The 17,958-nt window shown below is 73.3% G+C and carries 15 protein-coding genes and 1 tRNA gene; 10 read left to right on the top strand and 6 right to left on the bottom strand.

Going from position 1 to position 17,958, the window contains the following annotated elements; translation table 11 throughout:
- The first annotated feature begins 89 nt into the window (after nucleotides 1-89).
- The 5 genes from RE027_RS00670 to RE027_RS00650 all read left to right on the top strand — a co-directional run bounded on the left by RE027_RS00670 (nucleotide 90) and on the right by RE027_RS00650 (nucleotide 5,700).
- Nucleotides 90-458, top strand: a complete 369-nt coding sequence (locus tag RE027_RS00670) for a YraN family protein (protein WP_368806307.1) — start codon at nucleotides 90-92, stop codon at nucleotides 456-458.
- Between the two features lie 90 nt (nucleotides 459-548).
- Nucleotides 549-1,736 carry a hypothetical protein gene (locus RE027_RS00665; RefSeq protein WP_368806306.1) on the top strand — a complete coding sequence of 396 codons (1,188 nt, stop codon included), beginning with the start codon at nucleotides 549-551 and terminating at the stop codon, nucleotides 1,734-1,736.
- 185 nt (nucleotides 1,737-1,921) lie between these two features.
- Nucleotides 1,922-3,478 carry a YifB family Mg chelatase-like AAA ATPase gene (locus tag RE027_RS00660; protein WP_368806305.1) on the top strand — a complete coding sequence of 519 codons (1,557 nt, stop codon included), beginning with the start codon at nucleotides 1,922-1,924 and terminating at the stop codon, nucleotides 3,476-3,478.
- Between the two features lie 47 nt (nucleotides 3,479-3,525).
- The gene (gene dprA, locus RE027_RS00655) at nucleotides 3,526-4,752 is read left to right on the top strand and encodes a DNA-processing protein DprA (protein WP_368806304.1); all 1,227 of its coding nucleotides are present in this window, start codon (nucleotides 3,526-3,528) and stop codon (nucleotides 4,750-4,752) included.
- A 444-nt stretch (nucleotides 4,753-5,196) separates the two neighbouring features.
- Entirely contained in the window at nucleotides 5,197-5,700 is a 504-nt protein-coding gene (locus RE027_RS00650) for a DUF3145 domain-containing protein (RefSeq protein ID WP_368806303.1), read from the top strand.
- Between the two features lie 97 nt (nucleotides 5,701-5,797).
- On the opposite strand, the gene RE027_RS00645 is transcribed toward RE027_RS00650, so the two are convergent.
- The 6 genes from RE027_RS00645 to aceE all read right to left on the bottom strand — a co-directional run bounded on the left by RE027_RS00645 (nucleotide 5,798) and on the right by aceE (nucleotide 13,917).
- Complete coding sequence (locus RE027_RS00645) at nucleotides 5,798-7,057, bottom strand: beta-ketoacyl-[acyl-carrier-protein] synthase family protein (RefSeq protein ID WP_368806302.1); 1,260 nt, start codon at nucleotides 7,055-7,057, stop codon at nucleotides 5,798-5,800.
- A gap of 112 nt (nucleotides 7,058-7,169) precedes the next feature.
- Nucleotides 7,170-7,415 carry an acyl carrier protein gene (locus RE027_RS00640; RefSeq protein ID WP_368806301.1) on the bottom strand — a complete coding sequence of 82 codons (246 nt, stop codon included), beginning with the start codon at nucleotides 7,413-7,415 and terminating at the stop codon, nucleotides 7,170-7,172.
- 208 nt (nucleotides 7,416-7,623) lie between these two features.
- Nucleotides 7,624-8,691, bottom strand: a complete 1,068-nt coding sequence (locus RE027_RS00635) for a beta-ketoacyl-ACP synthase III (protein WP_368806300.1) — start codon at nucleotides 8,689-8,691, stop codon at nucleotides 7,624-7,626.
- Between the two features lie 111 nt (nucleotides 8,692-8,802).
- Nucleotides 8,803-9,717, bottom strand: coding sequence for an ACP S-malonyltransferase (locus RE027_RS00630; RefSeq protein WP_368806299.1), 915 nt, complete (start codon nucleotides 9,715-9,717; stop codon nucleotides 8,803-8,805).
- A 78-nt stretch (nucleotides 9,718-9,795) separates the two neighbouring features.
- Nucleotides 9,796-11,070 (bottom strand): PucR family transcriptional regulator, encoded by a 1,275-nt coding sequence (locus RE027_RS00625; RefSeq protein ID WP_368806298.1) that lies wholly within the window; start codon nucleotides 11,068-11,070, stop codon nucleotides 9,796-9,798.
- A gap of 108 nt (nucleotides 11,071-11,178) precedes the next feature.
- Entirely contained in the window at nucleotides 11,179-13,917 is a 2,739-nt protein-coding gene (gene aceE / locus RE027_RS00620; protein ID WP_368806297.1) for a pyruvate dehydrogenase (acetyl-transferring), homodimeric type, read from the bottom strand.
- 425 nt (nucleotides 13,918-14,342) lie between these two features.
- On the opposite strand from aceE, the gene RE027_RS00615 reads away from it, so the two are divergent.
- The 5 genes from RE027_RS00615 to gnd all read left to right on the top strand — a co-directional run bounded on the left by RE027_RS00615 (nucleotide 14,343) and on the right by gnd (nucleotide 17,924).
- Nucleotides 14,343-14,759, top strand: a complete 417-nt coding sequence (locus RE027_RS00615) for a DUF3052 domain-containing protein (protein ID WP_368806296.1) — start codon at nucleotides 14,343-14,345, stop codon at nucleotides 14,757-14,759.
- A gap of 37 nt (nucleotides 14,760-14,796) precedes the next feature.
- Nucleotides 14,797-15,255, top strand: coding sequence for a peroxiredoxin (locus RE027_RS00610; protein ID WP_368806295.1), 459 nt, complete (start codon nucleotides 14,797-14,799; stop codon nucleotides 15,253-15,255).
- A 29-nt stretch (nucleotides 15,256-15,284) separates the two neighbouring features.
- Complete coding sequence (locus tag RE027_RS00605; RefSeq protein ID WP_368806294.1) at nucleotides 15,285-16,187, top strand: NAD-dependent protein deacetylase; 903 nt, start codon at nucleotides 15,285-15,287, stop codon at nucleotides 16,185-16,187.
- A 131-nt stretch (nucleotides 16,188-16,318) separates the two neighbouring features.
- Nucleotides 16,319-16,391 (top strand) — tRNA-Val (locus RE027_RS00600).
- Nucleotides 16,392-16,466: 75 nt separating this feature from the next.
- A complete protein-coding gene (gene gnd, locus RE027_RS00595) occupies nucleotides 16,467-17,924 on the top strand; it encodes an NADP-dependent phosphogluconate dehydrogenase (protein WP_368806293.1) in 1,458 nt (485 codons plus the stop codon).
- Nucleotides 17,925-17,958 lie beyond the last annotated feature (34 nt).

The following is a 17,958-nucleotide window of genomic DNA, read 5'->3' as shown; positions in this document are numbered from 1 at the left end:
GCCGGTCCCGCTTCCGCCGCCGGCCGTCGCCGGCCATACTGGATCCCGGTCCGGCACGCCGCGGACCGAGGCGCAGCAGGAGGTGTCACGTGTCCGGGGGACTGGGAGCGCGCGGTGAGCGGCTCGCGGCCGTGCACCTGGCAGGCCTGGGCTACCGCGTGCTGGACCGCAACTGGCGTGCCGTGCCCTCCCGGGACGGCCTGCGGGGCGAGCTGGACGTCGTCGCGGAGCACGGCGGATGGCTCGTCGCCGTGGAGGTGAAGACTCGCTCCAGCCATCGTTTCGGGCATCCCTTCGAGTCCATTACGCGCGAGAAGACGGTGCGGCTGCACCGCCTCGCGGCGGCCTGGGCGAGGGTCCATCAGCGGGACCCGGCGGTGATCAGGGTCGATGCCGTTGCAATTACTTTTGCACACGGCGAGGTCCCGGAGATCGAGGTGCTGCAGCAGATCGAATGAGACGCGGCGCGCCCGGGCCAGGCGTGACATGCCTCGCGCGACGTGCCACTGTGGAACCGTCGACGACCGGGAGAACGACGGAGGTGTGCTGTGGTCGCTGCGGGACCGCTCGCCCCCGCGCGTCGTGCCGCGACCCTCGCCGCGGTCCTCGCGCTGGCCACCACGGGGTGCGGCGCGCTGAAGGCCGCCGAGCCCGAGATCGTCGCGCAGCCGGGGACCGTGACCACCGCCCCGAGCGGACTGAGCCAGGGACCCTACGCCCTCACCACGGAGGAGGGCGCCGTCATCACCTTCGACCTGCCGACCGTGCCCGCACCGGACGACGAGGTCGAGCAGCTGCGGCAGGACCTGCACGTCGAACCCGTCACGTACGTCGAGCTGCACGTCGACAACACCGAGGGCACGCGCGCCGTGGACATCGACGACCTCAAGGTGATCAGTCACGAGGGGGGCCAGTTCCCCTTCCAGCCGGCCGCCGACGTCCTCTCCGAGTGGGACCCCGACCGGTCCCTCGAGGGCGGGTACTGGCGTGCCGACGGCACGGCCCTCGACGCCGAGGAGGGAGCGGGGCTGGACGCCCGCACCCACGCGCTCATCACCCAGTACACCGGCGTCGTCCCGGCCGGGGTCGAGGGCCGCGAGCTCATGATCGGTGACTTCGAGCGCCTGCCGCGCACCTTCGACGACGTCGAGCTGTCCCCGTACCCGCACGAGCGTGCACTCGGCCCGGCGCCCGTCGGCCACGGGCCCGCCCAGCGCCAGTACCGGGCGGGTGCGCCCTCCCCAGCGCCGCGCAAGCAGGTCGTGGCGGATCCGGTGCCAGAGGCCCCGGCCCAGCCCGTCGCCCAGCCTCCGCAGCCGCCCGCAGCCGAGCCCGGACCCGATCCCGTGTACGTGCCCGACTGCTCGGACGCCGCGCAGCCGTCCGGGCCGGTGCAGCAGGCGGCCTGGAATGCGGCCTGCACGCCCGTGGTGAAACCGCTGCCCCTGCCGACGACCGCACCGACGAGCCCGCCGGTGGTGCAGCCGCAGCCGCAGCCGCAGCCGGAGCCGGAACAGACACCGCCGCCGCCCCCGCCGCCGCCGCCGCCTGTGCAGTCCCCACCCGCGCAGTCCCCGCCCGCGCAGTCCCCGGAGCCGGCGCCCGTCGATCCGGTCATGGCTCCGGCCGCCGGGGCGCCGGTCACCCAGGCCGCCCCGGAGCCCACCCCCTCGGCGTCGGCCGCGGCATCGCCCGCACCCGCATCCTCGCTCCCCAGCACGGGCGACGCGGCCTGATCTGCGGGTCTCCTCCACAGCGGGGCAGACCGGCTCCGCGTCGAGGGCGCGGCCCCCTGCAGCATGAGGGGCATGCGCTCCAGCCGCCCGCATCCACCTGCTGACCCCGGCCGTGCCCGCTCCGGCAGCGCCCTCGCCGTCGGCATCCACTCCCGTCGATCTCAACATCGGGCAGGGGCCCGGTGATGGGCTTCGCGCGCACCTGGGCGGTGGCCCTGGTCGGGCTCGACGGGGCGATGGTCGAGGTCGAGGCCGACATCGGCCAGACCCTGCCGGCGTTCTCGATCGTCGGCCTGCCGGACGCGGCCCTCAACGAGGCCCGGGAGCGGTTGCGGGCCGCAGCGCGCAACAGCGGCATGCCACTGAGCCCGCGCAAGCTCACCGTCAACCTCACCCCCGCGACCCTGCCCAAGCGAGGCTCCCTCTTCGACCTCGCCATCGTGCTCAGCGCCCTCCAGGCGGCCGGTGACGTGCCCGCCACCGGCCGCTCCGTGTTCCTCGCCGAGCTCGGCCTGGACGGGGCGCTGCGCCCCGTGCGCGGCATCCTCCCGGCGGTGATGGCGGCGGTGCGGGCCGGGCACGAGCGGATCGTGGTCTGCGAGGCCAACGCCGCCGAGGCCGCCCTGGTGCCCGGGGCGCAGGTGGCGGGCTTCGGCTGCCTCGCCGAGGTGCTCGTAGCCGCCGGCGCCGATCCCGCGGGGCTGCGCCGCCCGGCCCCGAGGGGTCCGGCCCCGCACGTTCCGGCACCGGACGGGACGGAGCCGGATTCCTCAGAGCGGGCCGCCCCCGACCTGGCCGACGTCGCCGGTCAGGAGGACGGTCGGCTGGCCCTGGAGATCGCCGCCGCGGGCGGGCACCACCTGCTGATGGTCGGCCCGCCCGGGTCCGGCAAGACGATGCTCGCCGAACGGTTGCCCGGCCTGCTGCCCGACCTCGAGGACGACGCCGCCATGGAGGTCACCGCGGTCCACTCGCTCGGCGGGGCCGCGGACCGGCGCACGGCGCTGATCCGGCGCCCGCCCTTCGAGGCCCCGCACCACACGGTCTCCTCGGCGGCCCTGTTCGGGGGCGGCGCGGGAATCCCGCGCCCTGGCGCCGCATCACGGGCCCACCGGGGTGTCCTGTTCCTCGACGAGGCGCCGGAGTTCGACCGCGGTGTGATCGACGCCCTGCGCCAGCCCCTGGAGAGCGGGCGGGTGACGATCGACCGGTCGGTGGCCTCGGCCGTGTACCCGGCCCGCTTCCAGCTGGTCCTGGCCGCGAACCCGTGCCCGTGCGGGCGGTCCGGCGGCCGCGGGGCCGACTGCACCTGCACCCCGCGGGCCCGCCGGTCCTACTTCGGCAAGCTCAGCGGCCCGCTGCTCGACCGCGTGGACCTGCAGATCGCGGTGCCGAAGGTCTCCTACGCGGAGCTCGCCGGTGGAGCGGGGCGGGGGGAGCCGACCGTCGCCGTCGCCGCCCGGGTCGCCCGGGCCCGGGGTGCGCAGGCCGAGCGCCTGCGCGGGCTCGGCCTGCGCACCAACGCCGAGCTCGGGGCCGGCCTCCTGCACGGGCCCCTCCGGCCGCCGCGTCCCGTCACCGCGCCCCTGGAGCGGGCCATGGACCGGGGCTCGCTGACGGCCCGCGGCCACCAGCGGGTGCTGCGCGTCGCCTGGACGCTCGCCGACCTCGACGGCCGGGACCTCCCGGCCGTGGACGACGTCGACACCGCCCTGTACTTCCGCTCGCTCGTGCCGGCCTGAGCCCGGCTCCCACGCCCGCCCCTCGCCCGCCGATGAGAGGAACGACCATGCATCCCGCCCCGCACGCTCCCGGCCCCGGTGCAGATCCCGTGCGCGCGGCCCGCGCCGGGCTCTGCCGGCTCGTGGAGCCCACGGACCCCACGGCCATGCTGCTGCTGGCGGCCCTCGGACCGGTCGCCGCCCTCGAGATCGCGGCGGGCCGCCGCCCGATCGCCGCCGCCGAGCACGCGGGTCTGGTCCGTGCCGGGGCGGAGGCCGGATACGGTCCCCGGCAGATCGACCTGCGCCGCGCCCTGGAGCGCTGGGCCGGGCGCGCCGCGGGGCTCCACCCGGCCGCGGACCTCGACGCCGCCGCCCGCGCCGGAGCGTGGTTCGCGGTCCCGGAGGACCCCGACTGGCCGGAGGCCCTGACTGATCTGGGCCTCTTCCAGCCGATCGGGCTGTGGGGCCGGGGCGAGCGCCGGCTGCTCCCGTTCCCCGCAGCCCGTGCGGTGGCCGTGGTCGGCTCCCGCGACTGCTCCGGCTACGGCCGCCAGGTGACCCTGGAGCTCGCCGGGGCCCTGGCCGCCCGCGGCTGGACGGTCGTCTCCGGGGGCGCGTACGGGATCGACCAGGCCGCCCACTCCGCCGCCCTGGCCACCGGCACGGCCGAGCCGCCCACGGTCTCGGTGATGGCCTGCGGGATCGACCGGCTCTATCCGCGCGGCAACGAGGAGCTGCTCCGCGGCGTCGAGGCCGCCGGGCTGCTGCTGAGCGAGGCGGCGCCGGGGTGCACGCCCAGCCGCTACCGCTTCCTGCAGCGGAACCGCATCATCGCCGCGCTCTCGGCCGGAACGGTGGTGGTCGAGGCCCGGTGGCGCTCGGGGGCGCAGAACACCGCCCACCACGCGGATGACCTCAGCCGGCCCGTGGGGGCCGTGCCCGGCAGCGTCCACGCCGGGACCTCCGCCGGGTGCCACCGTCTCGTGCGGGAGGGCAGCGCCGTGCTGGTCACCGACGCCGAGGACGTGCTGGAGCTGGTCCAGCCGCTTGGCACCGCCACAACCGGCACCGCCACGGCAGGAGCCGCCCTCGAGTGCGGCTCCGTCGTCGACGGCCTCTCGCAGCCGGACCGCGTGCTCCTGGACGCGCTGCCCCTGACGGCGCGCAGCCGCCCGGACCACCTGGTCCGGGTGGCCGGACTGTCCCCGCGGGAGGTCCTCGGCGGGCTGCGACGGCTCGAGGAGCGCGGACTGGCCGACGGGACGGGGGAGGGTTGGCGCCGCCGCCGCTAGGTGTACCCGGTCATCAGGTCGGTCGCAGGCGGCTGGCCGGTGGGCGTCCTCCGGGTGCACTGCGGCGCGGTCCAGCGCTGTTGTGCTCGATCCGGGGGCAAGGCCCGCGGCCGTCCCGCCGGGGAGAGCCGCCGCCTGCGCCCGCCGTGTCATGCCGCGGCGCACGGCGCCGGACAGGTTGACGGCCCCCAGGAATTTGCAGTTGAATGAGTTGCGTATTGTACCCATCGTTCCGGACACGCCGGCGCCCGCGCGGGCGGACCGGGACGGAGGGTGCGGCACCGGGCCCACCCGGCGCCGTGCGGGCCTCGAATCCCCACGGTCCACCGGGCACCCGGACAACTGCATCGCCCGGGTGCCGGCCCGTATGCCGGGACCCGCCGGGTGGACCGCTGCCGTGCAGGGCGTTGGGGAAGACGTACCTACACGACGGAGGAACAGGTCATGTCTTCACCCACCACGCGCGGCGTGCTCTACGTGCACTCCGCGCCGCAGGCGCTGTGCCCGCACATCCAGTGGGCGCTGGAGTCGGTCGCGCGCCAGCGCACCGAGCTCGAGTGGACCCAGCAGAACGCCGAGCCCGGCTCCGTGCGCGCCGAACTCGAGTGGTCGGGACCCGCCGGCACGGGCGCCCTCCTGGCCTCGGCCCTGCGCACCATGGGCCGGCTCCGGTTCGAGGTGACCGAGAACCCCTGCCGCGGCCACGACGGCGCCCGCTGGTCCTTCACGCCCGACCTGGGGATCTTCCACGCGACCACGGACGCCGCCGGCAACATCATGGTCTCCGAGGACCGGATCCGCTACGCCTACGAGACGGCGGCCGGCAATCCGCTGCTGGTCGTCAACGAGCTCTCGCTCGCCCTGGGCGAGGCCTGGGACGAGGAGCTCGAGCCGTTCCGGCACGCCGCCGAGGGCGCTCCCGTGCGCTGGCTGCACCGCGTCGGCTGAGCGCTGGCGGACCGGCCCCGCCTCCGGGGGCCGGCAATGACGAGGAGAGGGCCGCCCCGCGGGGCGGCCCTCTCCTCGTCGGCGCCGGCCGGGCCGGTCAGACGGTGCGGAACGCGGCGACGGCGTTGTGCCCGCCGAAGCCGAAGGAGTTGGACACGGCGACGAACTCCCCCGAGGGCAACTCGCGGGCGTCCGTGACGACGTCAAGGTCGATCTCCGGGTCCTGGTTCTCCAGGTTGATGGTGCACGGGGCCGTGCGGTGGTGCACGGCGAGGACCGTCAGGACGGCCTCCACGGCGCCCGAGCCGCCCAGGATGTGCCCGGTCATGGACTTCGTCGCGGAGACGCACATGTCGTCCACGGCGGAGCCGAAGGCCCGGCGCAGCGCACCGGCCTCCGGGGCGTCGCCCCTGGGGGTCGAGGTCGCGTGGGCGTTGACGTGCTTGACGTCGCCCGGCGCGAACTCACCGGTCTCCATGGTCTCGTACAGGGCGCGGGCCGCGCCGCGGCCCTCCTCGTCGGGTGCGGTGATGTGGTACGCGTCGGAGGTCAGCCCGGCCCCGGCCAGCTCCGCGTAGACGCGGGCCCCGCGGGCCTTGGCGTGCTCCTCCGACTCCAGCACCACAGCGCCGGCGCCCTCGCCCATGACGAAGCCGTCGCGGGCCGTGTCGTAGGGGCGGGAGGCGCGCTCGGGCTCGTCGTTGCGCTTGGACAGCGCCTGCATCGAGGAGAACGCGGCGATGGTGACGGGATGGATGGCCGACTCGGCGCCGCCGACCACCACGAGGTCCGCCTTGCCGGAGCGGATGAGGTTCATGCCCTGGTAGAAGGCCTCCGTGCCGGAGGCGCAGGCGGAGACGGGGGTGATGGAGGCCGCGCGGGCCTTGAGGTCCATCCCGACGGCCGCGGCGTTGCCGTTGGGCATGAGCATGGGCACCGTCAGGGGCATGACGCGGCGGGCACCGCGCTTCTGCAGGGTGTCGTAGGCGTCGAGCAGGGTCCAGACCCCGCCGATGCCGGTGCCGAAGGCGACCGCGAAGCGGTCGGGGTCGACCTCCTCCGCCGCCTCGGCGTTGGGGCCGGAGAAGCCGGCGTCCGCCCACGCCTCGCGGGCGGCGATGACCGACAGCTGTCCGGAGGGGTCCAGGCGCTTCGCCTCGACGCGGGGCAGCACCTCGCTGGCGGGGGTCGACACGGGCGCGGCGATCCGCACGCCGAGATCGTAGGTGTCCACCCAGTCGTGCTCGATGGCGCGGACACCGGAGACGCCTGTGGTGGCGCTGCGCCACAGCTCGGGGACGGTGCCACCGATCGGGGTGGTGGCACCGAGACCGGTGACGACTACTTTGCGGGTCATGACTGCACTTCCTCGTGTCCTGGGATGAAGCGGTGGGCGGCCCGCCCGGTTGCGGGTCGGCGGGGCGCGGCGGATCCTGCGCCCCGCCGCGCCCCGCTGAAGACCGGCCGACTCAGGCCTGGGCGTTGTCGATGAAGTTGACGGCGTCCTCGACGGTCTTGAGGTTCTTGACCTCCTCGTCGGGGATGGTCACGTCGAACTTCTCCTCGGCGTTGACCACGATGGTCATCATCGAGATGGAGTCGATGTCGAGGTCGTCGGTGAAGGACTTGTCCAGCTGGACGGCCTCGGTCTCGAGACCGGTCTCCTCGTTGACGATCTCTGCCAGACCGGTCAGGATTTCCTCTTTGCTCGCCATAGTGGCTTCCTTTCTCTGCGGCTGCCGGGGCAGCCGGTGGTGACGGGCGCTCCCGGGCGGGTGCCGGGTGCATCTGTCCCGGTCAGGCCCGTGGGGCCCGGCCGGGGGACAACGGGTGTGCGGTTCAACCCTACGACGACTCGCAGAGGCCTCGCGCCGGTACCGACACGTGCACCAGATCGGGATCCGCGCACGCGCCGGAGGAAGTTCAGGGGAGGACGACGACCTGCGCACCGTAGACCAGCCCCGCCCCGAAGCCGATCTGCAGGGCCAGCTTCCCGGACAGCTCCGGGTGCTCGGCGAGCAGGCGGTGCGTCGCGAGCGGGACGGACGCCGCGGAGGTGTTGCCGGAGTCGGCGATGTCGCGTGCGATGACCACGGACTCGGGCAGCTTCAGCGTCTTGGCCATCTGGTCGATGATCCGCATGTTCGCCTGGTGCGGGATGAAGGCGCTGAGGTCCTCGGGGCTCACCCCGGCGACGTCCATGGCCTCCTGGGCGCGCTTGGCGACCTCCCACGAGGCCCAGCGGAACACCGTCTGGCCGTCCTGGCGGAGCGTGGGCCACAGCGTCGCGTCCTCGCGCACCTCGCCGGTCTCCGGGTCCAGGAGATCGGGGGAGGCAACGCGCTCCCGGCCCTGCTCCACGGCCCGGATGTCGGTGAGCGGGTGGGTCATCCGGATCGCATCCCACTTGGAGCCGTCGGAGCCCCACACGGACGGGCCGATGCCGGGGGTCTCGGAGCGGCCGACCACCGCGGCGCCGGCGCCGTCGCCGAGCAGGAACGAGATGGAGCGCTCGCTGTTGTCGATGACGTCGGAGAGCTTCTCCACGCCGACGACCAGCACGTAGTCGGCCGCTCCCGAGCGGACCAGGGCGTCGGCCTGGGCGATGCCGTAGCAGTAGCCCGCGCAGGCGGCGGAGATGTCGAAGGCGGGCGCTGGAGTGGCACCGAGACGATCGGCCAGCGCGGCGGCCGCCGAGGGGGTCAGGTAGGGGAAGGAGATCGTGGAGACGATCACCCCGCCCAGCTGCGAGGCCTCGACGCCGGCGGCGGCCAGCGCCTCCCGGGCGGCGTGCTCGGACATCTCGAGGACGTCGACGTCCTCGGCGGCGCGGTGCCGGGTCTTGATGCCGGTGCGCTGCTGGATCCACTCGTCCGAGGACTCGATCCATTGGCAGACGTCGTCGTTGGTCACGACCACGTCCGGGCGGTAGATGCCCAGGCCGAGGATCCGGGAGTGCGCGTTGGTCTGGTTCTGCTTCAGGGTCACCACAGGGGTCGTTGCTCCTTCGTGCGGCCGGGCGCGGCGGTCGGGCCGGCGGTGCGGGGCGGGGCGGCTGCTCCGGCCTCGGGACGTGCCGCGCACCGGGTGCGCGAACGGACGTCAGACAAGCTTACTCCGGGCCTGCTCCAGGTCCTCCGCGGAGTTCACGGCCAGGGCGGGCACGCCCTTCATGCCGCGCTTGGCCAGGCCCACCAGAGTGCCGGCCGGGGGCAGCTCGATCAGCTGCTCGACGCCGCGCTCCAGCAGCGTCTGCATGCACAGGTCCCACCGAACCGGGCGGCAGACCTGGGCCACGAGCGCCTCGAGGTTGGCCGCGCCGGAGGCGACGGGGGCGCCGTCGGCGTTGGAGAGCAGCGGGTGCACGGGGTCGGCGGGGGAGAGCCGGGCCACGAGCTCGCGCAGGGGGTCGAGAGCGGGGGCCATGTGCTCGGTGTGGAACGCCCCGGCCACCTTGAGGGGCACGACCCGGGCCCGGGCGGGCGGGTGCTCGGCGAGGGCGGCCAGCTGCTCGAGCGTGCCGGCCGCGACGGTCTGCCCGCCTCCGTTGGCGTTGGCGGGGGTCAGCCCGGCCGCCTCGATCGCGTCGCGGACCTCGTCCTCCCTGCCGCCGAGGACGGCGCTCATGCCGGTGGGGACGGCCGCGGCGGCCTGGGCCATGGCGTTGGCCCGGGTGCGCACGAACGCCATGGCGTCCTCCTCGGTGAGGGCCCCGGCCAGGGCGGAGGCCGTGATCTCCCCCACGGAGTGCCCGGCGAAGACCAGGTCGTCCCGCCCGGGGCCGAACCGGTCGGCGAGCAGCCGTCCGGCCACCAGCCCGGCGGCCACGATGAGGGGCTGGGCCACGGCGGTGTCCTTGATGGCCTCCTCGTCCGCCTCGGTCCCGTAGTGGACCAGGTCCAGGCCCGCAGCCTCGCCCAGCCGCTCGAGGTGGGAGCGCACGCCGTCGAGGGCGAGCCACTCGGTGAGGAAGCCGGGTTTCTGGGAGCCCTGTCCGGGGCAGACGATCGCGATCACCCTCCCAGCTTGGCAAGGAAGCACCCCGCGGCGGGGGCGCGGAGGCCACCAACCCGCGCGGCGGTGTTTGTAGGGTAGCTACAAGACCGGTCCGACGGCCGGCGCGGAGGTGTCGAGCGGGGCGCAGGAGTCGGCCAGCCGGCCGGCCAGGAGGGCGCAGTGCAGCACGAACGCGTCTCGGGGGACGAGGGGGTCCCAGCCGGTCAGGTCGCAGATCCGGCGCAGCCGGTAGCGCACCGTGTTGGCGTGCACGAACAGCTCCCGGGCGGTGGCCTCCAGGGAGTGGCCGACGGCGACGTAGGTGGACAGGGTCTCCGCCAGCCCGGTGGCCGAGCGGGTCAGCGGGCGGTAGACAGCCTCCACCATCGCGGCGCGCGCGGCCTCGTCCCCGGCCATGGCCCGCTCGGGCCACAGGTCCTCGGAGTGCACGGGGCGGGGCGCGGCGGGCCAGGCGGGAGCCACGGACAGGGCCGCGTGGGCGAGCCGGGCGGAGCGGCCCGCCTCGAAGATGGTGGGGGACTCCGGGCCGTAGGCCACCGGGCCCGGCCCGAACGCGGCGGTCAGCTTCTCGAGGGCGGTCTCGCGCTCGGCCAGCCCGCCGAGGATGAGCACGAGCCGGTCGCCCTGGATGGAGACGAGGGAGTCCTGCGCGTAGCGGCCGGCGAGCCGGCGCAGCCGGGCGACCGTCGTGGGGCCGGTGGCCTCGGGCGCGGAGCCCGTGAGCACGGTGACGGGGCCGGTCGAGGCCCAGCCGAGGGCCGCGATCCGGGAGCGCAGGGAGTCGGAGTGCTCGCCCCGCAGGATCCCGTCGACCACGAGGGACTCCAGCCGGGCGTCCCACGACCCGCGGTTCTCGGCGGCCCGTGCGTAGACGTCGGCGGCGGCGAACGCGATCTCCCGCGAGTAGCGCAGCACGGCCTCGCGCAGGGCGGCCTCGTCGTGGTGCTTGGCGAGCTCGGGGACCTTTTCCTCCACCACGTCGACGACGATGCGCAGCAGCTGCAGGGCGTGCTGGAGGGAGATGGACCGGGTCAGCTCGGTGGGCGCGCTGCGGAACACCTGGGTGAGCACCCACAGGGGCTCCTCGGGGTCCTCGTACCAGCGCACGAACGAGGAGATGCCCCGCTGGGCCACCAGTCCCAGCTCGGAGCGCTCGTCGGCGCGCAGCTCCTCGAACCAGCCGAGGTCCGTCTCCAGCCGGCGGGTGGCGACCGTCGAGATCGCCCCCAGGTTCGCCTTGAGGTTCTCGAGCGTCCGGGGGTGCGGCGGGGCGACGGGGCGGGGCCGGTCGGTGGTGCGCTTGCGCGACGGGCGCAGCCAGCGCGTCGTCGGGTTCCCGTCCTGTCCTGCCATGCCCCCGAGCTTAGAGCACCCCGCGCCCGCGCCCGACCGTGACGACGACGGCGCCCCGGCCACCCGCGCGGGGTGGCCGGGGCGCCGTCGTGCACCGGTGGGCTCGGTTCAGGCGTCGCCGCCGGCGTTGCCGGAGGTCCCGGCGTTGACGTCGTGCAGGCGGTACTTCTCGATCGCCTCGACCGGCGTGCGCCAGTCGACCTCACCGCGCTTGGCGAGCATCTCCAGCGCCCGCACCACCATGGAGTGCGAGTCCACGTGGAAGAAGCGGCGGGCGCCCTGACGGGTGTCGGCGAAGCCGAAGCCGTCGGTGCCGAGCGTGGCGAACTCGTTGGGCACGAACTGGCGGATCATGTCCGGCAGGTCCGAGCTGAAGTCCGTGGACGCGACGATCGGCCCGGTGGCCCCGGCGAGCTGCTGGGCCACGAACGGCGTCCGCGTCCCCTCGCCCGGGTTCAGGAACGACTCCTCCTCCGCGGCGAGCCCGTCGCGGCGGAGGTTGACCCACGAGGTGACCGACCACACGTCGGCCGAGACGTTCCAGTCCTCGGCGAGCAGCCTCTGCGCCTCGAGCGCCCACGGCACGGCCACGCCGGACGCGAGCAGCTGGGTGCGGGGCCCGTCCTTCTCGGCGGGCTTGAGCAGGTAGATGCCCTTGAGGATGCCCTCGACGTCGACGTCCTCCGGCTCGGCCGGCTGCTGGTAGGGCTCGTTGTAGACCGTCAGGTAGTACATGACGTCGTGGTCCTCGTCACGGGTCCCGTACATCTGCTCGAGCCCGCGCCGGACGATGTGCGCGATCTCGTAGCCGTAGGCCGGGTCGTAGTGGAGCACCGCGGGGTTGGTCGAGGCCAGGATGGGCGAGTGCCCGTCGGCGTGCTGGAGGCCCTCGCCGGTGAGCGTGGTGCGCCCGGCGGTGGCCCCGATGAGGAAGCCTCGGGTCAGCTGGTCGGCGGCCGCCCAGAACTCGTCGGCGGTGCGCTGGAAGCCGAACATCGAGTAGTAGATGTAGACGGGGATCATCGGCTCGCCGTGCGTGGCGTAGGACGTGCCGGCGGCGGTGAACGCGGCGCTGGCACCCGCCTCGTTGATGCCCGGGTGCAGGATGACGCCCTGCTCGGACTCCTTGTAGGCCAGCATCAGCTCCCGGTCCACGGAGAGGTAGTTCTGCCCGTTCGGGTTGTAGATCTTCGCCGTGGGGAAGAACGAGTCCATGCCGAAGGTGCGGGCCTCGTCGGGGATGATCGGCACGATCCGGTGACCGAACTCCTTCTCCCGCAGCAGGTCCTTCAGGATGCGGACGAACGCCATCGTGGTGGCGGCCATCTGCTTGCCCGAGCCCTTCTTCGCCGACTTGTACGCGGCGTCGGTGGGCAGCGCGATCTCCTTCTGCTGGTGCGGGCGGTCCGGGACGAACCCGCCCAGCTCCTTGCGCCGCTCGAGCAGGTACTTGATCTCCGGGGAGTCCTTGCCCGGGTGGTAGTACGGGGCGTTGTAGAGGTCGTCCTCGATCTGCTCGTCCGAGACCGGGATGCGCAGGTGGTCGCGGAAGGCCTTGAGGTCCTCCAGGGTGAGCTTCTTCATCTGGTGGGTCGCGTTGCGCGCCTCGAAGTGGCTGCCCAGACCGTAGCCCTTGACGCCCTGCGCCAGGACGACGGTCGGCTGGCCCTTGTGCTCCATGGCGGACTTGTAGGCGGCGTAGACCTTGTGGTAGTCGTGCGCGCCGCGCTTGAGCTCCCAGATCTCGTCGTCGCTCATGTCCGCGACGAGCTCCTTGGTGGCCGGGGACTTGCCGAAGAAGTGGTCGCGGATGAAGCCGCCGGACTCCGCCTTGTAGGTCTGGAAGTCGCCGTCGAGGGTCTCGTTCATGATCCGCACGAGCTCGCCGTCGTCGTCCTTGGCGAGCAGCTGGTCCCACTCCCGGCCCCACAGGACCTTGACGACGTTCCAGCCGGCGCCGCGGAAGAAGGCCTCGAGCTCCTGGACGATCTTGCCGTTGCCGCGCACCGGCCCGTCCAGGCGCTGCAGGTTGCAGTTGACCACGAAGGTGAGGTTGTCCAGCTGGTCGTTGGCGGCCAGCTGCAGCGCGCCGCGGCTCTCCACCTCGTCCATCTCGCCGTCGCCCAGGAACGCCCAGACGTGCTGGTCGGAGGTGTCCTTGATCCCGCGGTTGTGCAGGTAGCGGTTGAACTGGGCCTGGTAGATCGCGTTCAGCGGTCCGATGCCCATCGACACGGTCGGGAACTGCCAGAAGTCCGGCATGGACCGCGGGTGCGGGTAGGAGGACAGGCCGTGCGGGGCCTTCGTCTTCTCCTGCCGGAACGCGTCCAGCTGCTCCTCGGTGAGCCGGCCCTCGAGGTAGGCGCGGGCGTAGTTTCCGGGAGCCGAGTGGCCCTGCCAGAACACCTGGTCCCCGCCCCCGGGGTGCTCGGGTCCGCGGAAGAAGTGGTTGAGGCCCACCTCGTAGAGAGTGGCCACGCCGGCGTAGGAGGAGATGTGCCCGCCCACGCCGATCTCGGGGCGCTGCGCCCGGTGGACCATCACCGCGGCGTTCCAGCGGAGGAACGCGCGGTAGCGCCGCTCGATCTCCTCGTCGCCGGGGAAGTCCGGCTCCTGGTCCACGGGGATCGAGTTCACGTAGTCCGTGGTGGTCACCATCGGCACGCCCACGCTCTTGGCGCCGGCGTGCTGGAGCAGGGCTCGCATGATGTACTGCGCGCGCTCCGTGCCGTGCGTCTCGATCAGGCCCTCGAAGGACTCGATCCACTCCCGGGTCTCCTCGGTGTCGGAGTCCTGCAGGTTGTTGGTCAAGCCACTGAGGATGTGGTGGTTGCTGGATGAAGGCACGTTCAACCTCTCTTCGTCGAGTTGCCGGTCGCGTCCGGACGCGCGCGCGTGTCCGGGGTGTACCGGCAGTCTCAAAATACCCGCCGACCGGTCCGCTGCCCGGACGCCACCCGCGAGGGCGGCCGTCCGGGGACCGGCCCGTCCTGCGGATCGCGCCGACGGGGTGTCCAGGCGTACGGGGTGTCTGTTGGGACCATGCTTCCACACCCGGGGCGGGCCGTCACACGGGGGGACCGCCGGACGAATCGGGGGGCCGCCACCGTGCGGGAGCTTGAAAGACGCCCTGATCCGGTGTTGTCTGGGAGATGAAGCCGGTATCCGGCCCGCCACCGTGCCCCCGCGGTCCGCCGACGGGCAGGCGGAGCCCCGCACCGGTACGCAGTGCGCGGTCGCTCGTCGGCCCGATCCCAGAAGGAGCAAGAACAGTGAGCGAGGCCAAGACCACCGCGGGTGACGCGGTAGTCCAGCTCGGTTTCAAGGATGGCGACTACATCCAGGAGTTCGGATACGACGAGGACGTCGACCTCGACCTGAGGGAGGGCATCGAGGACCTGATCGGATCGGACCTGCTCGACGAGGACGACCAGGAGGTCGTCGACGCCGTGCTGCTGTGGTTCCGCGAGGGTGACGGTGACCTCGTCGACACCCTGGTGGACGTCCTGCCCACCCTCGACGAGGGCGGTGTGGTGTGGGTGCTGACCCCGAAGGCCGGGCGCGACGGCTACGTGCCGCCCGCCGAGGTCCAGGAGGCCGCCCCCACCGCGGGTCTGCACGTGACCACGTCCGCGCGGGTCAGCGAGGACTGGGCCGCGACCCGCCTGATGCCCAAGCGCAACGTCTGAGCGGGCGCCCCGGCGTCCGCAGCACAGGAGACCACCCATGCCCGAGATCGGCGCCACCGCCCCGGACTTCACGCTCCCGAACCAGTTCGGCGAGCCGGTCGCCCTGAGCGGGCTGCGCGGCCACCCCGTGGCCATCGTGTTCTACCCCTTCGCGTTCTCCGGGACCTGCACCGGCGAGCTGTGCCGGCTCCAGGACAGCCTCGCCGTGTTCGACGACGCCGGGGTGGAGCTGCTGGCCGTCTCCGTGGACTCGAAGTACACGCTGCGGGCCTTCGCCCGCGAGGAGTCCTTCGAGTTCGACCTGCTCTCCGACTTCTGGCCGCACGGCGCCGTGGCCGAGCGCTACGGGGTCTTCGACCCGGTGTCGGGGCAGGCGGAGCGCGCCACGTTCGTGCTGGACGCGCAGGGCGTCGTCGTCGACGCCTTCCGGTCCGAGCCCGGCACGCCGCGGGAGCTCGAGGCCTACCGCGCAGCCCTGGCCAAGCTGCCGGCCTGAGCCCTCCGGTCCCCGCCGAGCGACCAGCGATGCCCACCGTCCGCGCCGGCTACGGCGCCCCCGTGAGCGCCGACCAGTTCCCCGACCCCGACGCCGCCGACCTCGGCACGGGCCTGGACGAGGCCGTCCCGCTGCTGGCCGGGCGCCGGACCGCGGTGCTCACCGGCGCCGGCATCAGCACCGACTCCGGTATCCCCGACTACCGCGGCCCCGGGTCGGCCCCGCGCACCCCCATGACCTTCCAGGAGTTCATGGGCAGCGCCGCGATGCGCAGCCACTACTGGGCGCGCAACCAGTACGGCTGGCGGCACCTGGAGCAGGCCCGGCCCAACCCCGGCCACGGTGTCCTGGCCCGCCTCGAGCAGGCGGGCACCGTCACGGGCGTGGTCACCCAGAACATCGACCGCCTCCACCAGGCCGCGGGCTCCCTGAACGTCGTGGACCTGCACGGGCGCTACACCCGGGTGCTGTGCATGCGGTGCGGCACGCGGATCCCGCGGACCGTGCTCTCGGACCTGTTCGACGCGCTCAACCCGGGCTTCTACGACGCGATCGCCTCGCCCGAGGAGATCGAGTTCGCCCCGGACGCCGACGCGGTGGTTCCCCGCACGGCGGGGTTCCGGGTGCCCGACTGCCCGGTCTGCGGCGGGATCCTGAAGCCGGACGTCGTGTTCTTCGGCGAGAACGCCCCGCGGCACCGGGTGCTGCGGGCCCTGCGGATGGTGGACACCGCCGACGCCCTCCTGGTGGTGGGCTCGTCCCTGACCGTGAACTCGGGCCGCCGGTTCGTCCGCCACGCGGTGCGCTCCGGGGTACCCGTGCTGATCGTCAACCACGGCCGCACGCGTGGGGACGCCGCCGCGCGGCTGAAGATCGACGCCCGCGCGAGCGACTTCCTGGTCCGCCTCGAGGAGCGACTCGCCCGCCCGTAGAATGGAGGGCGGAATATGGCCAACGTCACGGCCGGGCCGGCCGGCCACTGTGGTTACCAAAAGGTAACCACAGGTAATCTGTTCGGGAACCGGGTGCCGGCGGTTGCGGAAACCGCCCACCCGGTTGTCAAGGGTCTTTAGCTCAGCTGGTAGAGCGCCACGCTTACACCGTGGATGTCATCGGTTCGATCCCGGTAGGACCCACCGCCGACGCCCCGGTTCCGTGCCGTCCCGGGGTCGCCGGAGCCAGGGGCCGCCAGGGGTTTGTAGGCTGGGGGCATGGCAGCAGAACAGAAAGCTCAGATCGGGGTCACCGGCCTCGCGGTCATGGGCGCGAACCTCGCCCGCAACTTCGCCCGGCACGGATACACCGTCGCCCTCCACAACCGCTCGGTCGGCAAGACCGACGCCCTCCTCGACGCCCACGGCGACGAGGGGAACTTCATCCGCACGGAGACCCTCCAGGAGCTCGTCGACGCCCTGGAGACCCCCCGCCGCATCCTGGTGATGGTCAAGGCCGGGGCTCCGGTGGACGCCGTCATCGAGCAGCTGGTGCCGCTGCTGGAGAAGGACGACATCATCATCGACGGCGGCAACTCCTACTTCCAGGACACCCGCCGCCGGGAGCGCGAGCTCGCGGAGCAGGGCATCGACTTCGTCGGCGTGGGCGTCTCGGGCGGTGAGGAGGGCGCCCTGCTCGGGCCCTCCATCATGCCCGGCGGCCCGGCCAAGTCCTACGACTCGCTGGGCCCCCTGCTCGAGGACATCGCGGCCAAGGCCGAGGACGGCAAGCCGTGCTGCGCGTGGATCGACACCGACGGCGCGGGGCACTTCGTGAAGATGGTGCACAACGGCATCGAGTACGCCGACATGCAGGTCATCGGGGAGGCCCACGAGCTGCTGCGCGCGGTCGCGGGCATCGAGCCGGCCGAGCAGGCCGAGGTCTTCGAGCAGTGGAACACCACGGAGCTGGGCTCCTACCTGATCGAGATCACCGCCCACGTGCTCCGGCAGGTGGACTCCCGCACGGGCGAGCCCCTGATCGACGTGATCGTGGACGCGGCCGGGCAGAAGGGCACCGGTCGCTGGACCGTCCAGGAGGCCCTGGAGCTGGGCTCGCCGGTCACCGCGATCGCCGAGTCCGTCTTCGCCCGCGCCCTGTCCTCGGCCGAGCCGGAGATGCGCCTGGAGGCCCAGCGCGTGCTGCCGTCCGGGATCGGGGACACCACCGAGGACGTGGTGCACGACCCCGAGTTCGTCGACGACGTGCGCAAGGCCCTCTACGCCTCCAAACTGGTCTCCTACGCCCAGGGCCTGGACATGCTCACCATGGCCGGGGCCGAGTACGGCTGGGACCTGGACCTGGCCACCATCGCCAGCCTGTGGCGGGAGGGGTGCATCATCCGCGCCCAGCTGCTGGAGGTCATCATGGAGGCCTACAAGGGGGACAAGGCCCCGTCGAACCTGCTCTTCGCCCCCGAGTTCGTCACCGCGGTCGAGGACGCCCTGCCGTCGTGGCGGCGGGTGGTGGCCCGGGCCGTGGAGCGCGGCATCCCGGCCCCGGTGTTCTCCTCCACGCTGAACTACTACGACTCCCTGCGCCGCCCGCGGCTCAACGCGGCGCTGACCCAGGGACTGCGCGACTACTTCGGCGCGCACACCTACCGGCGCGTCGACGACGCCGAGGGCGTCTACCACACGCTGTGGAGCGGGGACCGCTCCGAGGTCGTCGCCTAGCGGGGACCGTCCACGACGACGCCGGCCGGCCCGC

The organism is Kocuria sabuli, from assembly GCF_040981185.1.
Taxonomy (GTDB): domain Bacteria; phylum Actinomycetota; class Actinomycetes; order Actinomycetales; family Micrococcaceae; genus Kocuria; species Kocuria sabuli.
Note: the sequence above shows the minus strand (reverse complement) of the source record. Positions and strands in the feature narration are given on the sequence as shown.

Coding starts and splice junctions, on each gene's coding strand:
- gnd (WP_368806293.1), top strand. CDS start 16,467: ATGGCAGCAGAACAGAAAGCTCAGATCGGGGTCACCGGCCTCGCGGTC.
- RE027_RS00645 (WP_368806302.1), bottom strand. CDS start 7,057: ATGACCCGCAAAGTAGTCGTCACCGGTCTCGGTGCCACCACCCCGATC.
- RE027_RS00640 (WP_368806301.1), bottom strand. CDS start 7,415: ATGGCGAGCAAAGAGGAAATCCTGACCGGTCTGGCAGAGATCGTCAAC.
- RE027_RS00625 (WP_368806298.1), bottom strand. CDS start 11,070: ATGGCAGGACAGGACGGGAACCCGACGACGCGCTGGCTGCGCCCGTCG.
- RE027_RS00605 (WP_368806294.1), top strand. CDS start 15,285: ATGCCCACCGTCCGCGCCGGCTACGGCGCCCCCGTGAGCGCCGACCAG.
- RE027_RS00610 (WP_368806295.1), top strand. CDS start 14,797: ATGCCCGAGATCGGCGCCACCGCCCCGGACTTCACGCTCCCGAACCAG.
- RE027_RS00650 (WP_368806303.1), top strand. CDS start 5,197: ATGTCTTCACCCACCACGCGCGGCGTGCTCTACGTGCACTCCGCGCCG.
- dprA (WP_368806304.1), top strand. CDS start 3,526: ATGCATCCCGCCCCGCACGCTCCCGGCCCCGGTGCAGATCCCGTGCGC.
- RE027_RS00660 (WP_368806305.1), top strand. CDS start 1,922: ATGGGCTTCGCGCGCACCTGGGCGGTGGCCCTGGTCGGGCTCGACGGG.